Annotated in this window: 21 protein-coding genes; 13 read left to right on the plus strand and 8 right to left on the minus strand. The window is 39.7% G+C overall.

Translation table 11 applies throughout. The annotated features are described in order from the left end of the window. Nucleotides 1-179 precede the first annotated feature (179 nt). The 4 genes from ECHVI_RS06850 to ECHVI_RS06865 are packed head-to-tail and all read left to right on the plus strand — an operon-like array spanning nucleotide 180 to nucleotide 6,271. On the plus strand, nucleotides 180-1,364 hold the full coding sequence (locus tag ECHVI_RS06850) for a TolC family protein (RefSeq protein WP_015265232.1): 1,185 nt from the start codon (nucleotides 180-182) through the stop codon (nucleotides 1,362-1,364). A gap of 21 nt (nucleotides 1,365-1,385) precedes the next feature. Then, nucleotides 1,386-1,646 carry a hypothetical protein gene (locus ECHVI_RS06855; RefSeq protein ID WP_015265233.1) on the plus strand — a complete coding sequence of 87 codons (261 nt, stop codon included), beginning with the start codon at nucleotides 1,386-1,388 and terminating at the stop codon, nucleotides 1,644-1,646. Nucleotides 1,647-1,666: 20 nt separating this feature from the next. Then, nucleotides 1,667-3,178: an efflux RND transporter periplasmic adaptor subunit gene (locus tag ECHVI_RS06860; RefSeq protein ID WP_015265234.1), complete on the plus strand. Its 1,512-nt coding sequence runs from the start codon at nucleotides 1,667-1,669 to the stop codon at nucleotides 3,176-3,178. Between the two features lie 12 nt (nucleotides 3,179-3,190). Beyond that, on the plus strand, nucleotides 3,191-6,271 hold the full coding sequence (locus tag ECHVI_RS06865) for an efflux RND transporter permease subunit (protein WP_015265235.1): 3,081 nt from the start codon (nucleotides 3,191-3,193) through the stop codon (nucleotides 6,269-6,271). Nucleotides 6,272-6,773: 502 nt separating this feature from the next. Here the strand turns inward: ECHVI_RS06865 and ECHVI_RS06870 are convergent. The 3 genes from ECHVI_RS06870 to ECHVI_RS06880 form a co-directional block, all read right to left on the minus strand. Beyond that, a complete protein-coding gene (locus ECHVI_RS06870; RefSeq protein WP_015265236.1) occupies nucleotides 6,774-6,977 on the minus strand; it encodes a hypothetical protein in 204 nt (67 codons plus the stop codon). A 90-nt stretch (nucleotides 6,978-7,067) separates the two neighbouring features. Next, nucleotides 7,068-7,355: a hypothetical protein gene (locus ECHVI_RS06875; protein ID WP_157501272.1), complete on the minus strand. Its 288-nt coding sequence runs from the start codon at nucleotides 7,353-7,355 to the stop codon at nucleotides 7,068-7,070. A 238-nt stretch (nucleotides 7,356-7,593) separates the two neighbouring features. Continuing rightward, nucleotides 7,594-7,809, minus strand: coding sequence for a hypothetical protein (locus ECHVI_RS06880; protein WP_157501275.1), 216 nt, complete (start codon nucleotides 7,807-7,809; stop codon nucleotides 7,594-7,596). A 105-nt stretch (nucleotides 7,810-7,914) separates the two neighbouring features. Between ECHVI_RS06880 and ECHVI_RS06885 the strand changes: the two genes are divergently transcribed. From ECHVI_RS06885 to ECHVI_RS06930, 9 genes are all read left to right on the plus strand, one after another. Then, a complete protein-coding gene (locus ECHVI_RS06885; RefSeq protein ID WP_015265238.1) occupies nucleotides 7,915-8,691 on the plus strand; it encodes a hypothetical protein in 777 nt (258 codons plus the stop codon). Between the two features lie 290 nt (nucleotides 8,692-8,981). After that, complete coding sequence (locus tag ECHVI_RS06890; RefSeq protein ID WP_015265239.1) at nucleotides 8,982-9,833, plus strand: DNA adenine methylase; 852 nt, start codon at nucleotides 8,982-8,984, stop codon at nucleotides 9,831-9,833. Continuing rightward, nucleotides 9,830-12,124 (plus strand): DGQHR domain-containing protein, encoded by a 2,295-nt coding sequence (locus tag ECHVI_RS06895; RefSeq protein WP_015265240.1) that lies wholly within the window; start codon nucleotides 9,830-9,832, stop codon nucleotides 12,122-12,124. The genes ECHVI_RS06890 and ECHVI_RS06895 overlap by 4 nt, the downstream gene beginning before the upstream one ends. Nucleotides 12,125-12,221: 97 nt before the next feature. Beyond that, nucleotides 12,222-12,737, plus strand: coding sequence for a hypothetical protein (locus ECHVI_RS06900; protein WP_015265241.1), 516 nt, complete (start codon nucleotides 12,222-12,224; stop codon nucleotides 12,735-12,737). A 2-nt stretch (nucleotides 12,738-12,739) separates the two neighbouring features. Beyond that, nucleotides 12,740-13,840, plus strand: coding sequence for a DGQHR domain-containing protein (locus ECHVI_RS06905; RefSeq protein WP_015265242.1), 1,101 nt, complete (start codon nucleotides 12,740-12,742; stop codon nucleotides 13,838-13,840). 60 nt (nucleotides 13,841-13,900) lie between these two features. After that, nucleotides 13,901-14,215, plus strand: coding sequence for a hypothetical protein (locus ECHVI_RS06910; protein WP_157501278.1), 315 nt, complete (start codon nucleotides 13,901-13,903; stop codon nucleotides 14,213-14,215). Between the two features lie 52 nt (nucleotides 14,216-14,267). Beyond that, a protein-coding gene (locus tag ECHVI_RS06920) for an IS3 family transposase (protein WP_245553448.1) occupies nucleotides 14,268-15,430 on the plus strand; the annotation gives its coding sequence in 2 pieces (ribosomal slippage) (nucleotides 14,268-14,520 and nucleotides 14,520-15,430; 1,164 coding nt in all). 31 nt (nucleotides 15,431-15,461) lie between these two features. Beyond that, nucleotides 15,462-16,106 carry a hypothetical protein gene (locus tag ECHVI_RS06925; RefSeq protein WP_015265245.1) on the plus strand — a complete coding sequence of 215 codons (645 nt, stop codon included), beginning with the start codon at nucleotides 15,462-15,464 and terminating at the stop codon, nucleotides 16,104-16,106. Nucleotides 16,107-16,195: 89 nt separating this feature from the next. Beyond that, on the plus strand, nucleotides 16,196-16,708 hold the full coding sequence (locus ECHVI_RS06930; RefSeq protein ID WP_041738397.1) for a hypothetical protein: 513 nt from the start codon (nucleotides 16,196-16,198) through the stop codon (nucleotides 16,706-16,708). A 461-nt stretch (nucleotides 16,709-17,169) separates the two neighbouring features. Here ECHVI_RS06930 and ECHVI_RS06935 read toward each other — a convergent pair whose 3' ends face one another. The 5 genes from ECHVI_RS06935 to ECHVI_RS06955 form a co-directional block, all read right to left on the minus strand. Next, entirely contained in the window at nucleotides 17,170-18,570 is a 1,401-nt protein-coding gene (locus tag ECHVI_RS06935; protein ID WP_015265247.1) for a fibrobacter succinogenes major paralogous domain-containing protein, read from the minus strand. A 169-nt stretch (nucleotides 18,571-18,739) separates the two neighbouring features. Further along, nucleotides 18,740-19,117 (minus strand): VOC family protein, encoded by a 378-nt coding sequence (locus tag ECHVI_RS06940; RefSeq protein WP_015265249.1) that lies wholly within the window; start codon nucleotides 19,115-19,117, stop codon nucleotides 18,740-18,742. Between the two features lie 19 nt (nucleotides 19,118-19,136). Then, the gene (locus ECHVI_RS06945; RefSeq protein WP_015265250.1) at nucleotides 19,137-19,490 is read right to left on the minus strand and encodes a nuclear transport factor 2 family protein; all 354 of its coding nucleotides are present in this window, start codon (nucleotides 19,488-19,490) and stop codon (nucleotides 19,137-19,139) included. 21 nt (nucleotides 19,491-19,511) lie between these two features. Further along, nucleotides 19,512-20,072: a dihydrofolate reductase family protein gene (locus ECHVI_RS06950; RefSeq protein ID WP_015265251.1), complete on the minus strand. Its 561-nt coding sequence runs from the start codon at nucleotides 20,070-20,072 to the stop codon at nucleotides 19,512-19,514. Next, nucleotides 20,065-20,589: a DinB family protein gene (locus tag ECHVI_RS06955; protein ID WP_015265252.1), complete on the minus strand. Its 525-nt coding sequence runs from the start codon at nucleotides 20,587-20,589 to the stop codon at nucleotides 20,065-20,067. Before ECHVI_RS06955 ends, ECHVI_RS06950 begins: the two co-directional genes overlap by 8 nt. Between the last annotated feature and the right edge of the window lie 4 nt (nucleotides 20,590-20,593).

The raw sequence follows: 20,593 nt of genomic DNA on the forward strand, positions 1-20,593 counted from the left end.
AGCTGAAAATCTACACAGGTATTTTCTTTATAAAAGCCTCGCTCTTGCAAAGCCTTACTCACCCTCTATTTCCCTTCGTGGACCACCATTATTAGGATAATCAATTGTGGGAGGACCTCCTGCCAATCAGTATGTACACCATACTGATTATATATGATTCATCCTAAAAACCAATCTATATGATTAAAAATATTGTGTTCGCCCTGTGCGGATGCTTGTTGTCATTGAGTGTTTTTGCCCAGACGACATCTATTGAAAGCATCCTCAAACAGGTCGAACAAAACAACCAGGAGTTAAAGGCCCTGTCCGAATATATGGATAGTAAAAGGCTTGAGTTGAAATCCGGCAATAATTTGCCCGACCCCCAATTGGGAGCTTATTACCTTCCTTTTGGAGACCATAGCACAGCCGATTATACCGAATTTCAGATTAGTCAGTCTTTTGAATTTCCAACGGTTTACAGCGCTCGTGGTAGTCTTATTGACAAACAGTCTGCTCAATTGGAATTGGACTACCAAACGAAAAGACAGGACATACTGACACAGGCCAAAGTCCACTGCCTGAACCTTATCTACCTGAATAAAAGACTGAATACCGAAACTCTTCGTGTAGAGCAAGCCAGGCAGGTGTTTGAACAGGCACAGAAACTTTACGAAAAGGAACAGATAGGTATCCTGGAACTGAATAAAGCCAAAGTAGCATGGATGCAGGAGCAGTTTAAGGTTCGGCAGATTGAAAATGATGTAAAAAACACTCTGTTACAACTCACTAATTTGAACGGGGGTACGGAAATAGATTTCACTTCCGAAGAGTACAGTGCATCCCTGGTTTTGGCTGGTAAAGACTCCATTTGGCAAGAAAAGCAGGCGCAAGACCCTGAATTGATGCAGTTGAAACAACAAGAGGCTATTGCTCAACAGTCATTGAACCTGGCTAAAAGCAAATCCTTGCCTAATCTGACGGCGGGCTACAATAGCCAGGGTGTTGCCGGTGAGCGGTTTTCCGGGATTTATGCCGGTATTTCTATTCCATTATGGAGTAACCGCAATAAGGTTAAAGCCGCTCAATCTCAATTGGGTTATCAGCAAACTTTTACTTCATCAAGGACATTGCAAGCCTATGCCTTTTTTGAAAAGCAATACAATGATTATCAGATCATGCTTTCCAAATTTCAGGAATATGAGACTACACTTTCAGGTCTGAACAGTGATGAACTATTGCTGCAAGCCTATCAGTTGGGAGAATTGTCTTTCCTGGAATATTATATGGAATTACAGTTTTATCGACAGGCTTATGATGCCATGCTGAACATGCAATACCAACTTCATATATCGCAAAATCAATTATTAAAACATCAATTGTAAAAACTTTAAAACGCATTAAAAATGAAAATTTCAAATATTCTTATCGCCTTAACCCTTGTATTCGCTATTGCCTGTAATGGCAAGAAATCCAACAAAGAGCACGGCCATTCACATGATAAGGTTGGTGAAGATCATGGACATAGTCATGGAGATGGTGACCATGAACACGGTCACGAACATCATGAGCAGGAAGAGTTTACCGTAGGCAGTGATTCTTCTACTCAGGTCAAGGAAGAAGGAGCGCATACACATGAGGATGGCAGCACCCATCACGATCATTAATCTTTAAACTGAAAGTTGATATGCGGTATATAATAGTATTGCTTTCGTTGGTGGTGATTTCGTGCCAATCAACGGAAGAACATGGGCACGCTCATGACCAGGAGGGCGGTCATTCGCATGCGGGTGAAGAAAAACCTTCGGTAGATTATACAATCTGGACGGATCAAACAGAATTGTTTGTAGAGTTTCCTGCATTGGTGGTAGGTGAATCGAGTCGGTTTGCCACTCACTTTACGGTGCTGGATGGACATCAGCCCGTCAGGGAAGGGACTGTTACTGTCAGCCTGATAAAGGGTAATAAAGGTATTCGCCATTCAGTGGATGCACCTTCTTCTCCCGGGATCTTTGTACCATCCCTCCAACCAAAAGAATCCGGTATTTATCAATTGATATTCGAGTTGGAAACTCCTGCTTATACGGATAGGATTGTCCTGAACGACATTCCCATTTTTGCAACTGCTGAGGAGGCGGAAAAGGTTTTGGCTGGTGAGGAAGAAAATGGAAATGCCATTACCTTCCTAAAAGAGCAAGCCTGGAAAATGGAGTTTCAAACCGCTCCTGTGTTGAAAAAAGAAGTGTATCAAACCATTCCAACGTCTGGTATCTGGAAAGTAGCACCTTCGGATTATCAAACGCTGGTAGCTCCTGCAACGGGACGGGTGAGCTTTAGCTCAGGAGTCTTGACAGAAGGCAGTCCGGTGAAGGAAGGTCAGGTTTTGATGACCGTTAGCAGTACAGGGCTTACTTCCAACAACCTGGGTGCGGAGATTCAGAAAGCCAGGGCAGATTATGAGCAAGCTAAATCTGAATATGAGCGGAAAAAGGAATTGTACGAATCCAAGATTGTACCCAAATCAGAATTTGAGCAGGTTGAGCAAAAGTATCAGATAGCAAAAACCAACTATGAAACATTGAGTAGTGGTTACAGTGGCGGAGGCAAACAGGTCACCGCTCCTATAGGCGGATTCATAAAATCCATTCAGGCGGTAAATGGTGGTTTTGCCAATCAAGGGGATGCTTTGGTGACTGTAACAAGTCATAAGAGTAGTTTGCTTGAAGTACAGGTAAGCCCGAAGTACAGTGCTGAGCTTAAAAACATCAGAAACATCTGGTATCAACCTAAGGAGGGAGCATGGTCAAACCTGAATGAAAAGGGCGGAAAAATCCTTTCGGTGGATAAAGAAGTAGAGGCTAATCAACCTTTGATTTCTGTGTTCGCTGAAGTAAATGAAGGCGTGGAAATGCCGGAGGGCAGTTTCACAGAAGCTCAGTTGGCTGTTGGTAGTGCTATGGAAAGTTTGGTTATTCCTGTTTCCTGCTTGATGGAGGATTATGGTAACTATTCGGTGATCGTGCAACTATCGGGTGAAAGCTTTGAGCGCAGGAATGTGACCCTTGGCAAACGAAATGGCAGTGAAGTAGAAATAATCAAAGGGCTATCATTTGGAGAAGTAGTCGTCACCAAAGGAGCGTATCAGGTAAAAATGGCATCAATGTCCGGTCAGGCTCCTGCTCATGGACATGCTCATTAAAAGGTTGAAGTTATGTTGAATAAGATATTATCGATTTCACTGCAAAACCGATTATTTGTGCTTCTGGGTGCTGTGGTGCTGAGTGTTGCAGGAATTTACATTGCCCGAGACATGAATGTGGATGTGTTTCCTGATCTCACTGCTCCAACCGTAACTATCCTGACAGAGGCACACGGCATGGAATCCGAAGAGGTGGAAAAGCTGGTGACTTACCCATTGGAAACGGCCATGAACGGTTCTCCCGATGTGCGAAGAATCCGCTCTTCCTCTGCTGCAGGAATATCCATTGTCTGGGTAGAGTTTGAATGGGGAACGGATATTTACAGGGCCAGGCAAATTGTGAGCGAACGCATCCCAATGGTGCGAGAAAACCTGCCTTCCGGTGTAGGTTCGCCTACGATGGCTCCCATTTCATCCATTATGGGTGAAGTGATGTTGTTGGGTGTACGATCGGATAGCTTGTCATCGATGGAACTACGAACGCTTGCAGACTGGACGATCCGGCCAAGGATCAAATCCATTGGCGGCATTGCCAATGTGATCGTGATTGGTGGTGATTACAAGCAATATCAAGTATTGGCGAATCCTGAGAAGCTCAAATACTATGATGTGAGCCTTGGCGAACTGTTGGAAAAGGTGCAGGAAAGCAACGTAAATGTTCCGGGAGGATTCCTGAATGAGTATGGCAATCAGTACATCATCAAAGGAAACGGAAGGGCTTATTCAGTGGAGCATCTGGAAGAGGCTGTTGTCAAAAATGTGAATGGACAGTCCATCAAAGTCAAAGATGTAGCTACTGTACAAATCGGTGCTGCGGACAAGATTGGTGACGGTTCACTGAATGCCGATCCTGCCATAATCTTGACTGTTTCTAAGCAGCCGAACGTCAATACTTTAGAATTGACAAATAGGCTCGATGAAGCTATTGCTGATTTGAATAATACCCTGCCTGAAAGTGTGGAGATCAAAAGCCATATTTTCCGGCAGGCCAATTTCATAGATGCGTCTATTGACAACCTGAATCAAACGTTACTGGAAGGGGCATTCTTTGTGGCCATTGTTCTTTTTGTATTCCTGATGAACTGGCGGACGACAGTCATTTCATTGGTAGCTATTCCGGTTTCATTATTGGTTTCCATTATCGTTTTGAAGCTTTTGGGATATACCATCAATACCATGAGTTTGGGTGGTATGGCCATTGCCATTGGTGCGTTGGTGGATGATGCAATTATAGATGTAGAGAATGTTTTTAAGCGATTGCGAGAGAACATCAGAAAGCCGAAACCGGAACAGTTGCCCGTAATCACTGTGGTTAAAGATGCTTCTATAGAGATCCGTAGTTCCATCATCATTGCCACGCTCATCATCATTGTGTCGTTTGTGCCTTTGTTTTTCCTGAGTGGTATGGAAGGAAGGTTGCTGCAGCCACTTGGTATTGCTTTTATTACTTCGGTATTGACTTCCCTGATTGTTGCGGTAACGGTAACTCCTGTGCTGTGTTCTTATCTGTTGAAAAGCGAAAAGGTACTCAGCAAGCAAGCCGAAGGCACGAAAGTGGAACGCTGGCTTCAGGCTCGATATTCAGGGACATTGGAAAGGGTGTTGAAATTCCCAAAGACAGTAATTGGATTGACCGTTGGGGCATTCATTATAAGTTTGATTCTATTGACGCAACTAGGACGCAGTTTCTTACCTGAGTTCAATGAAGGTTCATTGGTGATCAGTGCCGTAGGCGTGCCCGGTATGTCGCTGGAAGAAAGCAATAATAACGGAAAACTGATTGAACAGCTACTTTTGGAAATGCCCGAGGTAGATGTAGTCACTCGAAGGACCGGACGTGCAGAACTGGACGAACATGCGCAGGGGGTAAATGCGGCTGAAATAGATGTGCCCTTTACTCTTGACGGAAAGACGAAAGAGCAATTTTTTGAAGAGGTACGGACCAAACTGAGTGTAGTGCCAGGGGTAAATATCACCTTGGGTCAACCGATTGCCCACCGTATTGACCACATGCTTTCGGGTACACGTGCCAATATTGCCATCAAGGTTTTCGGGGATGATCTGCAGCGACTATTTGAGTTGGGCAAAAGTGTAGAAACCAATATCAAATCCATTGAAGGGATTGCCGATGTGGCGGTAGATCAGCAAATAGAAGTACCGCAAATTCGGATTACTCCGAAAAGGCAGATGTTGGCTGCTTATGGGATGAGTGTTGGCGGTTTGATGGAGCAGGTGGATGTGGCTTTTGCCGGAGAAAAGGCAGGTGAAATCTATGAAGGTCAGCAGTATTTTGACCTGATAGTCCGCTTCCAAAAGCAGTCTAGAAATCGTATAGATGCTATAGAAAATGCTTTGATCGCTTTGCCGAACGGTGGTGAAATTACCTTGGATCAATTGGCAGATGTTAAGTCTGTAAGTTCTCCGAACACCATTTCAAGAGAGAATGTAAAACGTAAAATTGTGGTTGCTGCCAATGTGCAGGGTCGTGATTTGCATGGGGTAGTTAATGAGATTCAGGAGATAGTAAACACCAATATTGATCTGCCTGAAGGCTATCGGGTGGAGTATGGCGGTCAGTTTGAAAGTGAGGCCAAAGCTTCACAAATGCTCATGATAACTGCAGTTATCGCCATATTGATCATCTTCTTGTTGCTCTATTTTGAGTTTAAAGACGTAAAACTATCGTTTATTGTACTTATTAATTTACCGCTGGCCCTGATCGGGGGGATTCTGATTGTTTACTTCACCTCCGGGATTATCAGCATAGCGGCCACCATTGGTTTTATCAGCTTGTTCGGCATTGCTACCCGAAACGGTATTTTGTTGGTGTCCCGCTATGAAGATTTGAAGAAAGAAGGATTACTAGGATTTGAACTGCTCAAAACCGGAGCTTTGGACAGGCTAAACCCTATCTTAATGACCGCTTTTACAACCGGGCTTGCCCTGATTCCACTTGCATTAAAAGGCGGTGAGCCAGGCAATGAAATTCAAAGCCCTATGGCGGTAGTCATTTTAGGAGGGTTGTTGTCTGCAACCTTACTAAATCTTCTGGTCATTCCTTGTGTATATGGATTGATTCCGCCCAAAAAATAATCGTCCTCTTAAATTTTCAGCCGTCTATCCTTTTATTTAAGGATAGACGGCTGAAATCCTTTACAATGACCAACTCAACAACCTCAAATCCTCCACCAAATGGTTCAAGTTCAGTCCAGCCAGCTCCCTAAAACAGGATTAAAGGATATTATTTGAGCTTGAGGTATTTTGGAAGGACCTCAATATCCCGGCAATTTTCTCCGGCCTGGAAATTTTATGAATGCAGCCTATGCTTAAATCAAATTTTTAGATTTAAGCATAGCATAAAGCCCCTCTAACAATCGTAAATCCCGTAGAAAAAGGTTCGACATTTGTTCAATAGAGGCTACTTAAGGAAACGGAAAATTAGTCTGTTTCCTTTTTTTCTACACTAAAGTGTCTTAAAGTACAGCGTGTTGTGTTAAAATGGATAGGGTTCGATAATTATCGTATGACACCCTCTTTTTTTGCTTCTATTATACAACACCTGTCTTAAGGACTATTCTAACACATGTTTTACGGTTCAATTTCCGCTAAAGGATTTCTGCACACATCTCCTCCCTGGGGTATGGCCATGGACCTTTGCAACCATGTAAAGAAAATTTAAAATAGTTGTAGCTTCGTCTTCATCGACTTTGATGTGATTTTTCGCCAGGATTGCAATGGCATGCTTTGTCGACACCTTCTTATCGCCAAAGCGTTTTGTGTCTTCATATACTGAGTTCATCTTTTTTAAATTTAATCATGTATTAGGGTTGGGCAGACAAGGCTGCGGACTGATTGTTTGCGATGGTTAAAATCTTTGAAAGAGTATTGTTTAATACCAAAGAATCAAGATCGCCGGTTTGGTGTTTATACTTCCCGGCATTATCCCGTTTATGATTTTTCTCTGGTCACCAATATCAAAGCCTCTATATCTGCTGAAAATATCTGAATATGACTCATCTTCCATGAAATCGTATTTGCCATACAAATGAAGTCTGGCATTAATCCTGTTCAGATTGTTTTTCAGGCCTTTTGAAGCAAGGTTGTATTCCTTTTTGAGTTCATTGAAATCCTCAAATTCTATTTTTTCATTGATGTACAGTTTCCTGGCTTTTGACATCAATATCTCCCGTTCGTGTATTTGATCCAGCAGCAGCCTTCTCTCTCGCAAATATTCAGATTGCTACACGGATGCATTTACATCCTTAAGAATAAGTTTGAATAACTCAATTGCTCCTTGTTTAAATACCAGTTTTTTTTAGCTTTTCGCCATATGAGTTGTTTATCCGACCCGCATTGAACCTAATAGTTGTGCACCTTGTCAAGTCAAAATAGAAGGGGGTAATGGGATTCGAAGGCTAATTTTCCAGGTTCCACACCCATTCGTCTGCGGCCATCACCCAATCCCGTATTGGCGTACCGGTCTCATTTTTCCAGTCCATGCCCTGGTAATAAAAATAGAATACCTCGGCTTCGGCCTCGGGAATATGGAGGTAATTGAAATAGGATTTTACTTCTTCCAGTTTGGGCGGTACTTGTCTTGAAAATGATAAATTTTGAGCATCTTGTGTCATGTCGGATTTCATTTTGATGATGCTCAAAATTCTGTAACCGTCCGTTGGAATGGTCACACTGTAATCCGAAGGGGGATGGGTTTATATTTAAAAAAGATGAAGGATATGAAATTAAGTGTTTCAGAAGTTGCTAAAACTCTAAAAGTAGATCGAGAACTAATTAAATTATGGGCATACAAATTTAGTGATTACCTTAATCCTTTGGCCAATCCTCCGAAAGGAGTACCTCGTAAATTTTTGTTCTCAGACGTAAGCGTACTTGCCTATGTCTATTACCATTGGGAAAATGATCCTGATATTGAATCCATTAAGTTTGGGTTAAACGCTAGAAATCATGAAGAATATCCCTTTAATGAGATTTTCATTGAGATAGTGCCATTTTTTATGGAGCCTCCTGAGGAATTGGATGAAACATGGCGACATGGTTCCCTTAGAGGTAGTTTCGGTAATTATGTAGATCGACTTTCTTTAGCTAAGGAATATAAGTTGGCAGGAGATTTATTAGTAGAATCAGCTATAGAAAATGGAGTTGTCTATGAAGTTCTAGCACCCATAGTGTATAATTACCGACATGCTACAGAATTATATTTAAAGTCAATTGTAAAGAAGGAGGATGAAGGGAATTCACATAATTTGAGAAGTTTATTTCAAAGACTAAAGAACTTGCTTAAAGATAAATTTGATTCAGATATACCAATTTGGTTTGAAAATCTAATCCTTTCCCTTCATAAATTTGATCCTGACGGAATTAGCTTCAGGTATGAAGGGACTGACCCGTTTAGCAAAGAAGATGAATTATGGGTGGATGCTAGGCAATTGCAGAAATTAATGGATATGCTGGAAAGATCGTTTTATAAAATCTTACGAGCTATTGATGCATAGTGGATTTGATATTCTTAAGTTTACTTATTTTTGACTCAAGTATAGATAACCTTATTAGAGTTTAAAAAAAATCTTACTCATGAAAGATCGAGAGTAGTCGATTTATAACATGTTTTTTGCTCATAAAATAACATTTCATGTGTGAAACACTCTCGTAATATTTAAAAATATGCTTTTATGGCACTTTAAAATTACTATTAATATCTATATTCACACTTAAAGTATTAATTACAAATGAATAAAGTTTGTTTAATGCTGTTAAATTGTATAATTAGGAACACTCTATTAGGATGGAATCAATAAGTACTTTACTAACAAATGATACAACTGCAAAACCATTTTTAAGATGGGCAGGAGGAAAAACATGGCTACTCAAATATCTTGATGCTTTTTTGCCTAAAAAATTCAATAATTATCACGAACCATTTATTGGGGGAGGATCTGTGTTTATTTATTTAAAATCTACTGGGAAGATTAAAGGTAATGCTTATTTATCTGATAAGAATGAAGATTTAATAAACGCTTACAATATATTAAAGGACCAACCAGAAGAACTCATCAAAATATTGGGTGAATATAAAAATGAAAAAGACTTTTATTACTTCATAAGAGATCAAAAATTCACAGACCAACTCAGACAAGCAGGACAATTCATCTTTCTGAACAGAACTTCATTTAATGGAATTTACAGAGTGAATTTAAAAGGGGAATACAACGTTCCTTACGGCTTCAAGAAATATAAACAATTATTTGATTTTGAAAACTTAAGAAGTCTAAGCAGATTATTAAGCAATACATCAATGAGGTTTCGGGATTTTGCAGAAACCATAAATGAAATTAAAAAGGAGGACCTAGTTTTTTTGGATCCTCCATATACCGTAGCTCATGGAAATAATGGATTTGTTAAATACAATCAAAAAATATTTTCATGGCAAGACCAAGAACGGTTAAAAGAATTTTTAGAAGAAATTGTAAAAAAAGAAGCGTATTTTATTCTTACAAATGCAGCCCATGAAAGTATATCCAACTTATTCAATGATGTAACAAAACCACATGAAATTAATCGATATAGTGTTGTCGGAGGGGTTGGAGCTGAAAGAAGAGAAATCAGTGAGTACATTTTTACAAATTGTGATCTATGAGTTATCAAGAAGAACTATTTAAAGAATTGCTTGACGAAAATAGTATTAAGGTTAAACTAAGGTATAGAAAATCTAAATACCAATACAAGAGCATTAAGAAGAGTGAATTAAAGGAACATTTGGATAGTGGATGGGAAATTCAACGACGAAATAAGAACTCTTTTAGAGTTAAAACATTAAAACCAACAGATGAATGGTTTGAAGACCGAGTGTGGACACTTTTTGCAAAAATGGGATTCAATTACATGAATTCTGATAGAAATTTCCGATTAAAATATACTAAAGACAATTTAATTCCCGGTAAACAAATTGATGTATTTGCAGTAGATGATGAAACCATTTTCATAGTAGAATGCAAGACGTCAAAAAAGAGAAAATCTAAATCCTTTCAATCAGAAATAAATGAAATTAACGGAATTAGGGGTAATATTATTCCAAAGCTGCAAAGGGCATTTGAAGGGAAAAGGAAAATAGCGTGGTTATTTTGTACAGAAAATATTGTCTTGTCAGATAATGATAAAAGTCGTTTAAAAGAACATAATATATTCTATTTGAATCAAGATGATATTAACTACTATGAACAGTTAATTGATCAATTAGGAATTAGTGCTAAATACCAAATGTTTGCAAGGATTTTTGCAAACCAAGAAATTCCCGAAATAAAAAACAAAGTTCCGGCCATTAGAGGTAAAATGGGAGGTTATACATATTATTCGTTTTCTATCGAACCAGATACTCTACTTAAAATATCTTATATCCTCCATAGAATCAACACCTCTGACGATACTCTAAGCACATATCAAAGAATGGTTAAGAAAAGTCGAATTAAACAAATTGATGACTTTTTAGGTGGGGAAAACAACTTTTTTCCAAATGCGATCATAATCAATATTGATACAAAAAGAGGAAAACCCCTTGATTTCAATCTAGCCGATGCAGGTCAACATGATTCTAAATCAAAGTTAGGAGTACTTCACCTACCAAAGCGATTCAAAAGCGCCTTTGTTATTGATGGGCAACATCGTTTATACGGTTACGGAAATAATAATTACAGGTTTACGCATACTATTCCTGTAATAGCTTTTGAAAATTTACCTTCAGATAAACAAGCTAATCTTTTTGTTGAAATTAATCATAAGCAAAAATCTGTTCCTGCAAACTTATTGAAGTCGTTAGATGCAGAGCTTAAATGGGATTCCCCAATTCCTGATGATGCTATTCGGGCTTTAAAATCAAAGCTAGCCCAACGTTTAAATGAGCGAGATGAATCACCATTATATAACAGGATAATAATTGGAGAAGAGAAAAGTACGCAAACAAAGTGTATTACTCTTACATACGTATTCGATTATGGTCTAAATAAGACTAACCTTTTCGGCGAAATAAGTAATAGAAGTTTAATTCGTACAGGTCCTCTTTATGCAGGGGATTTAGCAGAAAAAACTTTAGAAAAGGCTTATACATTTTTCAAGCTGTTTTTTGAACTCATTGAAGAGAAGCTTACAGACCAGTGGGAATTAGGAAATGGAGAAGGGGGATTTGTTGCTCGAAATATAGGAGTATCATCATTCATTGTCATCAGCTGGGATATAATGGAATATCTAGGGAAAATTAAAAATATGGCCTTCGAAAAATCAAAAGCTGATGAAATATTTGATGAATTTAAACCCTTTTTAATACTCATAATTGAATTTATTAGGAATTTGTCACCAGATGATTTGTATAATATGAGTAGACAATGGGGATCTACAGGGGTTAGTAAGGTTAGACGGGAATTTCAAAGAGTTATACATGAAAAGCACGCTGATTTTACTCCTGACGGTTTATCTCAATATATTAAGGAAAGTTCTGGCGTATACAATGATGAAACCCGCGCCAATATTTTCCAAATACAAGAAGCAATTAAGGAACATATCTTTAGTACATTGAAAAACGAATATGGAGACAGCCCCGAAAAATGGTGGAGATTAGGTATACCAAAACAAATACAAAAAGATTGTGCAGTTAAAGCCGTTGAAGCAGATCCGCCTGAACCTCCTGAGAATTTTTTGCTGGTTTTAGATTATCAAAGGATTATTAAAGATAATTGGAAGTTACTGGGAGATATTTATACCTCCCCTGATCAGAAACAGGGAAATAAAGAAGCTAAAATTTCCTGGTTTGTAAAATTTAATACTATAAGAAATCGTGTAATGCACCCAGAGCGTAAGGATGTCACAGAGGAAGAGTATAATTTAGTTAAAGAAGTGAAAAAATGGCTTCTTGATCGAATTTCTGTTGTTTCTTCCTAATCGCAGCTAATTTAATACGCAGATTTCTACATTAGTTTTAGAAGATATAACTCAGAACTCTCAAATTTGAAGTTTAGCTATTTTGATACATAATATTATGGAGACAAATAAAATAACAGAAGTTCAAAGAGATTTAGTTAAAGAAAAGGCTCATCGAACATTATTCTATACAGTATTTGGCACAATCCTTCCTTTTATTATTGGTGCTGTAATATTAATAGCATTTACCAAATTCAAAGAACTTGTGACATTCATTACAGATGGAACGTTTTGCCTTTTTGCTGCTGGATTACTTACTTCTGCAACATTCCTTATGAACGAAAATAGTGACTCAATTCGATCTAAATGGGATAAGAGGATTCATAAATATCTACAACCTGTCTGGATTATTGTCGCGATTGTATATGGTGCTGTATATGCCAAAGTCAACTTACCAATTAATGAAAAAATAAATACGGTATTTCTTTGGATTGTTTCAATTGTTTGTTTTTTATTTTCCATATACGCCTTATACAGAGCGCTTTATATTGAAGGGGTTCAGAATCCACCAAAAGTAGATGCTTTAAAAAACAGAAAGACTGATATCGATAATATAATGGATGAAATAGGCTAAGCATGGATCAACAGGTAATTATAAAGTGTCTAGAAGTAATCCAGCCAATAGGCAAGTTTTATATTGGTGTTATTAATTATGACGATTTAGAATTTATTTCCTATGCTGATGTAAGGAGGTTGAAAGATGAAAAGAGAGAAGTAGAAGAATATATTGGGATTCAACGTCCTCTAAGCCCTAGGCGAGAAAAGGAAATTGGGAAGTATGTTAATCTTATTGATGCCACATTCCCAACGAGCATCATTTTAGCAATTTCATCTAAAAATGCTACATATGATCCTGAAAAGGATGAGTTGATAATTGAAAGAAATCAAAATGTAGCCAAAGTTTTAGATGGCCAGCATCGAATCGCGGGGCTTAACAATTGTGATCTACCCGGTGACAAATTTCAATTAAATGTTACAATTTTTGTAGATATGGAATTAGAAGATCAAGCAATTGTCTTTTCTACCATTAATAAAACACATACCAAAGTAAATAAATCATTATCCTATGATCTGTTTGAATTCGCAACTTCCAGAAGCCCCCAAAGAACGGTTCATAATATTGCGCGAGCATTAAACCAAAAGGACGGCAGCCCATTTAAAGATAAAATAAAAATCCTTGGAGTGGCCGAAGACAATGAAAAGGAAACGATTACACAAGCTACATTTGTTGAAGCTATCTTAAGGTATATCACTAAAGATAAAATGAAAGACAGAGATCTCTATAGACGGGGTGGAAGTCCTGAAGAATACACAGGGAATGATTATGAAAAATATTTTTTAAGACCTCTGTTTTTAAATGAAGAAGATGGGAAAATTGCCCAAACAATTTGGAATTATTTCAAAACAATAGAAAATAAATGGGAAGAGGCATGGATGAAAGTAGAACCCAATAGAATCTTAAATCGCTCCACTGGCTTTATAGCACTTAATAGATTCCTTGGAGATATTTATAAAAATCTTAATAAAACGGGGCAAGTCATTAGTTTAGAAGAATACAAAGAGATTTTCGAAAAGATCGACCTCACATCAGAAGACTTTACAAGAGATAATTATTTACCTGGATCAGGTGGTCAGTCTAAACTTTATAATGATCTTAAGGAGAAAAGTGGTATTTAACAAGCTACTGGTTTTCGAGAAGAGTATATATAGGAGAAAGTTGGGAATATAAACAAGTTGGTGGCAATATTAGAGAGACACCGTAACATTTTAACAAAAGATGATAATTGGATAAATAGTAATGATTTAAGGGGAGACTTTACAAGAATTTGCAACAGTATTCAGAACGACCAATTGCGAAACGAAATATATAACTATTTTCAAAAGAAGCTTCCAAAACCACCAAAAAACAAGAAGAATACCCAAAAAGAAATTACTCAAGCAATTCAGTCCACAATCAGACAATTTCCTGAAATTATTAAGTGGTTTATCAAGCAAAAGGAAGAAAACAAAGAAGGCGCAAAGAATATTTCAAAACAGAAGGTACAAGTGTAATCTTCCCTAAAATTAGCTACGAATATAAATGTAGTTTAAATAAATTTAGGGTATGAAAAGAAGTAATTTCAGCGAGGCTCAGATCATCAAGATTCTGGGCTCTCAGGAGGCAGGTCGTTCGGTATCGGAGATCTGCCGAGAGCATGGTATTAGCCAGGGAACATTTTACAACTGGAAGAGCAAGTATTCGGGGATGGATCTCTCCCAGCTCAAGCAGATGAAAGAAATGGAGAAAGAGCTGGCCCAGTACAAGAAGATCGTTGCCGAATTGACGCTGCAGAATACGGTATTGAAAGACGTTATCGAAAAAAAGCTTTAGGGCCTGCCGAGAAGCGTGAACTGGTGGGCTATGCTCATCAGGAGTTTAAATTGAGCCTTCGGCAGGCCTGTATGCTGTTCCATATGAGCACCTCGGTATATTATTATCGCCCCAGGCGCAGGGACGACAGCGAGATCATTGAGCAACTTTCGGGGCTTGCGGAGCTATACAAGACGTGGGGTTTTTGGTTGATGTACAAACGGCTTCGCAAGCTGCACTATATGTGGAATCATAAACGGGTTTACCGGGTCTACACATCCATGCGGCTGAACCTAAGGAACAAGCGGAAGAAAAGACTTCCGGTCCGGGTAAAGGCACCTTTGCTGTGTCCTCTCGGCCCCAACATCACATGGAGCCTTGATTTCATGCATGATACACTTGCCTGTGGCAGGAAAATACGCACGCTGAATATCATTGATGACTTCAGCCGTGAGGCTCTCGGCATTGTGGTCGACTCAGGTCTTCCGGCCCGGCGAGTAATACGGGAACTGGAAATGTTGGTCAGCTGGCGCGGCAAACCGGAGAAAATCCGCTCGGACAATGGTCCTGAGTTTATCTCGGCGGCTATGGAAGAATGGTGCGTGGAGAATAGTATCGAATGGGAATTTACCCAACCGGGCAAACCCACGCAGAACAGCCTGGTAGAACACTTCAACCGGACCTTTCGACATGATGTCCTTGACCGGGACATGTTCGACAGCGTGGCTGAACTGAGGACCTATGCCAACGCATGGGCATGGATGTACAACAATGTGAGGCCGCATTCCGCACTGGGATACCTCACCCCGACGGAGTTCCTGTTGAAATATGGAAAACTCTGCGAGTTTCCCACATTACAACAGGACAACAACAATAAGTGGGATTGGAATTCTTTAGTTTTGGGTGTAGCTAGTTAAGGGAAGATTACACTTCCAACAAGTAAAATCAATGAATAACATCACTTTTATTAGCACCGTGCACAAAGAAATGGGAAAATGTAATGCTGATGCCCTGTGTGCTATTTTAGAGAAAGTAAGCCCGGAAATTATTTTTTTGGAAGCTCTCGAAAATACCTATTCAAACTATGAGAAGAATATATTTTCCTCATTTGGAGTACATCATCGAAAACTAGAGATAAAAGCTATTCAGAAATACTGCCATAGCTCCCCGTTTGAATATGTTCCTGTACTTGACAATGGACTATCTGATTCATTTGAAAAGAAATACGACCTCGTTTGCGAGAATAGTCAGTTTCAAACGATGCTTGATGATTTTAATTCGTTAGCCAGCGAGCAAGGCTTTCTATTTCTCAATAGTGCAAAAAGTATATATCTACAAGAGAAAATGCGAATGTTTGAATGCCATCTTTTGCTTGATAATAAGCTAAATAAAGCTGCTGATAAAGATATTGATGCTTATGAAAATTCGATGATGCAAAATATTTATTCGTATTGCAGAAATAATCAATTTGATAAGGCTGTCTTTTTGTGTGGTGTGGCGCACAGACATTCAATTATTGAAAAGATTGAAAGCTTTAACAGCAAAGAAAAAATAGATATTAATTGGGTAATCTACGGGAATCAAAGTGTTTGAAAGAAAATGAATGAGTAACGAAATTTAGGAGAAGCTTTCAATTTCTTAGGACATAATGCTTTGACCAAGGCATCTTGGAATACTTGCAAATGAAAAAGAATAACGTAAAAGATAGAATCCTCAGATATTTAATGGACAAGGATGTTCCTATGGCTCCAAGGGAGGAACTTTTAGAGAATATCAAGTTTGACAAGAATGAAATTGAATTTGCTATTCTTGAAATGGAAAGGGATGGTAATCTATCCGTTTTTGCTCCTAAATATAAAGGAGACAGCTTAAAATATAGCCTTACTCAAAATGGTGAGATCCTAATTAGAAATTCAAGTTATTACAAGGAGTTCCAGAAAAGTAGGCAAAACACCTTTCTAAAAATTGCTGATAAGGCGATAGCAATTTTAGGTGTTTTAACAGGAATAATTTTCGGAATTCACTCCTGCTCAACCAGTTCAATTAATGACAACTTGGTCAAAATGATTGAAACCAAGGACAGCATCATTGTGAATCAAGAGAAAAGTCTTAACCAAATGGAGAATCTAAACTCAAAAGTGGATAGTCTGTCGCAAGAAATAATTCAAATAAAAAAAGGTACCACAATTGAATAGACAGCCCCGACTAGAACCGCAGGAGTACACCTCTCACCAACGTACGCATGGGTTGGATATGACAGTTCATTTTTTAGCCTGCAATGACCAACTCAACAACCTCAAATCCTCTGCCAAATGGTTCGAATTCAGTCCAGTCAGCTCCTTAAAACAGGATTAAAGGATATTATATGAGCTTGAGGTATTTTGGAAAGACCTCAATATTCTGGCAATTTTCTCCGGCCTGGAAATTTTATGAAAGCAGATAATACTTAAATCAAATTTTTAGACTTAATCATATTATACAGCTCCTCCATCAACCTCAAATCCCGTAGAAAAAGGTTCGACATTTGTTCAATAGGGGCTACAAAGCCTCTCCGGATTTATTTTCGGAGAGGCTTTTTTTATGGCCGCAAATTTAGCCGTACCTTTTTAAATGGCCCTTTTGACAATACATCCAAATCTTTAGAGGAGCCTTCACCTCAATCTTTCACACATCTAATGGGTAAATGGCTGCCATAGCCGGATCGGCCGCGTAAAATCCCAGAACCGTCATAGACACCATTGCCCGTAGGGGAAATGGCTCTGCTGAGCATGGGGTTAGCACTGGATGCTTCATCTAAACTGTACCAAATGCTGACATCGTCCGTGTTGACGCCAAAATAATAGTCACTTTCATAATCAAAGTCCACCCCTCCGGTAGGATAGGCCGAAAACCTTGAAGCATTGGTGATGGTTATGCCTGTAAGATAAGGGGGATAGTAGTCCAACCAATCATTGGCCATGATCTTATCAGCCAACTCGGCAGCAATTCCTCGAAGGTGGGAATTGCTCTCCAGCTCACTTTCGGCAATGCCCAAGTAGCGCTCCAATATCTTCCAATCTTCGTCCGTGCTTACATGCCAGTTGCACGGGCAGATGTTGTTTTCACTTGATGCCACAGAAGTCGGATAGTAGAAATTGGTAACCTGTCGCTCGGCATCCTGTCTAGTGAGGACATATGCTCCATCCTCATTGTCCTCCCATTTCATGGGAAGCGGATGCTGCGGAATGCGTTCTCCGTTACAATAGGTAGCAGAACGAAGGTTTTCCCCTAGCCAATATTGATCGCCGATTTTCACTACCGGGTAAACATTGCCTTCCGCATCCGTGACGGTTTGTCCTTCTCCATCTATATTGACATCGCTAAAATCGAAGTGAAACTCGCCCAGGTTCAGCTTGATAAGCTGCAGACCCGTTTCTTCTTTCTCCAGGTCCAATTTATAGTGGTAATGGTGGAAGCCTTTTAGGGTGATGGTTTGTTGTAGCATTTGATGGCTGAAATTTTCCACCACTGATAGGGTCCGATTGCTGCCTTTTCTTACATATAGGTAATAGTATTTGCCGTTTTCGGTAAGCTGAAGTGCTTTTCCGTGGTCAAGGTAAGCCTCTTGTACATGGGTGGCATCCAATGTGATCAATCCGAATTTTGTCGTGGCTTTTACCGTGATGTCCAGCGCAGCGCGATTCAGCTCAAATTCTCCACTAAGCTTATATGGCAGGTATTTTGCCTCCTCGGCTCCCCATACTTTAGTGTAGTAGGAGTATTGCCCATAGGGCAAAACGATCGTGGCTCCGGAAAGTAAATCATAAGGATTGTACGTGAGGTGATATTCCTGACCGGTCGCTTTATCGGTAAAGGTTATTTCAGCCTCTTCGGGCAAGATATGCTGCCAGGCCGAAAGCGAGGTGCTGCGGTGGTTTGGCGCATAATGCTCCATGTCCTCAAACGTAATGCTTGAGAGGTTGACGATGCCAAGTTGAGGGGCTTCATCGCTAGCTTCTTGCATGCAGCCGGATAGGGCAAGCAAAAAGATTAACAGTAGGTAGCTTGTTTTATTCATGACAAAAAAGGTAAATGGAACAAAAAATTAACGGAATAAATTTAGACAATTATCCCTCTTTATTTTTTGAAAAGCGTAAAAATGTAAATAAAATACTAAAAAATAAATTCAAAATGTTTAAAAACAAGCATTTGTGCGATTGCTCCAGTAGAATTCCTTGGGTATCCGCTTAGTCCTCCAATACCGACAGAATATTTCCTTCCGGATCTTTAAACCAAGCGACTTGTGGGCCTTCTTCATTTCTGCAGATTCCCTTCGCATCGGTTTGGATATTACCGGTATATTGTTCGAAGACGATGCCTGTGGCAGTCAATGCGTCCACAGTCTTTTCGATATCATCTACTTGAAAATTCAATACCGTAAAAACAGCCGGTTGATGGTCAGGTTTGGGGTAAATGATAATCGGCTGATTGCCGGAAGTTTCCACTTCCAAAATGCCCATATCATTTTCGGTGACCGTTAGCCCTAGTACATCTCCATAAAATTTGCGGGCTTTTTTGATGTCCTTAACGGCGAAACTGCTGAATGCGAGATGAGATTGTAACATGATTAAATTGGTTTTGGGTTCAACTGACTTCTTGGACAAAAGAAACCATTTTCTTGATTTTGGGATTTTTGAATCCACTGAAGACATAGGTGTCACAAAAGGCAAACCTCCTGACCTTTTCCGCTTCCATGATGATCGTGCCCCTGACGGCAGCTTCCTTGCCGTGGGTGATCACTTGCTCGATTTCGGCCTTTCCGGTCGTATCTACGGCCATCTTTTCGAGTTCTTCGATGAAGGCGGATTTCCCCGTAAGGGTCTTGTCTCCTATGATCGTCCACTCGACATCGTCGGTAACTTGTGCTGCAATGTAGTTTACATCACTGGCCGCAAAGGCCTCGTTAAACTTTTTTAAAAACTTTCCTTTTTCAGTCATTTCTTTGTGATGTTTGGGTTATCATGCTAGTGGGTCAATGTAATGAAGTAACGTATTCCCACATGAAAATTGTCTCGATGCCTTTAGTTCCAAAGCCAAAGGTCCCTTTATTTTCTGGAATAGATCATTCCCTTTCCCTAATACAACGGGGTTTATGATGAAGCGGTATTCGTCGATCAGATGATGGCGGATAAAACTCCCCGCCAGATTGGCTCCTGCAAAGAGCACCAGGTCCTTTCCCTGTTGAGCTTTGAGTTGATGTATGAATTGGGGATTAACGTCTTCTATGATGCTGCCGTTCCAACGGGCTTCTTCTAGGGTTTTTGAAAATACCAGTTTCGGTGTGTCATTCATCACCTGCGCAAATTCCCCTTTCTGATCCGGCCAGTATTCCAGCATCAGCTCATAGGATTTGCGGCCATAGATAAAGGTATCCACAGCAGGAAAGAAATCCATCATATAGGCATCCATCTCCTCATTCCATCGGTGCCAGCTAATGTCCCCTTCCTCCCCTTCGGAATAGCCATCGAGGGAGACCATCATGGACAAAATGATTTTGCGTGGATGAGCATGATTAGACATGATGAACGAAGTTTTTGGGGAGGTTACCCATGATCTTTTCAAGCTGATAGACATGTCTCCGCGTATGGAAAACGGTAAACCACATCCATTCCAATCGGGTAAATTCACCATATTCTGGAATAATGAAGTCCAGACACACCTGCTGAAGATCTTCATCTTTTAGCGCTTTCAGTTGCTCGATTCGTTCGGTTAATTGACCGATGAGTTGAGCTTTGGAAATGGGGCTGGTTTCAGGAAGGATCGCTTCTGGTGATGCCATCTTTATCGTGAAATCCAAAAAGACGTTTTTGATATCCCATACTTTTTGGTCCACTTTTCGGTCGCATGCCGTGGTGTTACCTTTCAAGGTGTGCACCACCGCATAAGACTTGAAGAGATGGTCCCCAACCTGGGCGGCCGTCCACGAGCCCTCGAAAGGAATGGCGTTCAGCTGGTTTTCTGATAGGGCCTTTAAGTGGGAAATCAACTGTGAGCTGATTTCCTCAAAGGCTTCAAATACATCTTTGGCTGCTTTCATGATT

Source organism: Echinicola vietnamensis DSM 17526, assembly GCF_000325705.1.
Taxonomy (GTDB): Bacteria; Bacteroidota; Bacteroidia; order Cytophagales; family Cyclobacteriaceae; genus Echinicola; species Echinicola vietnamensis.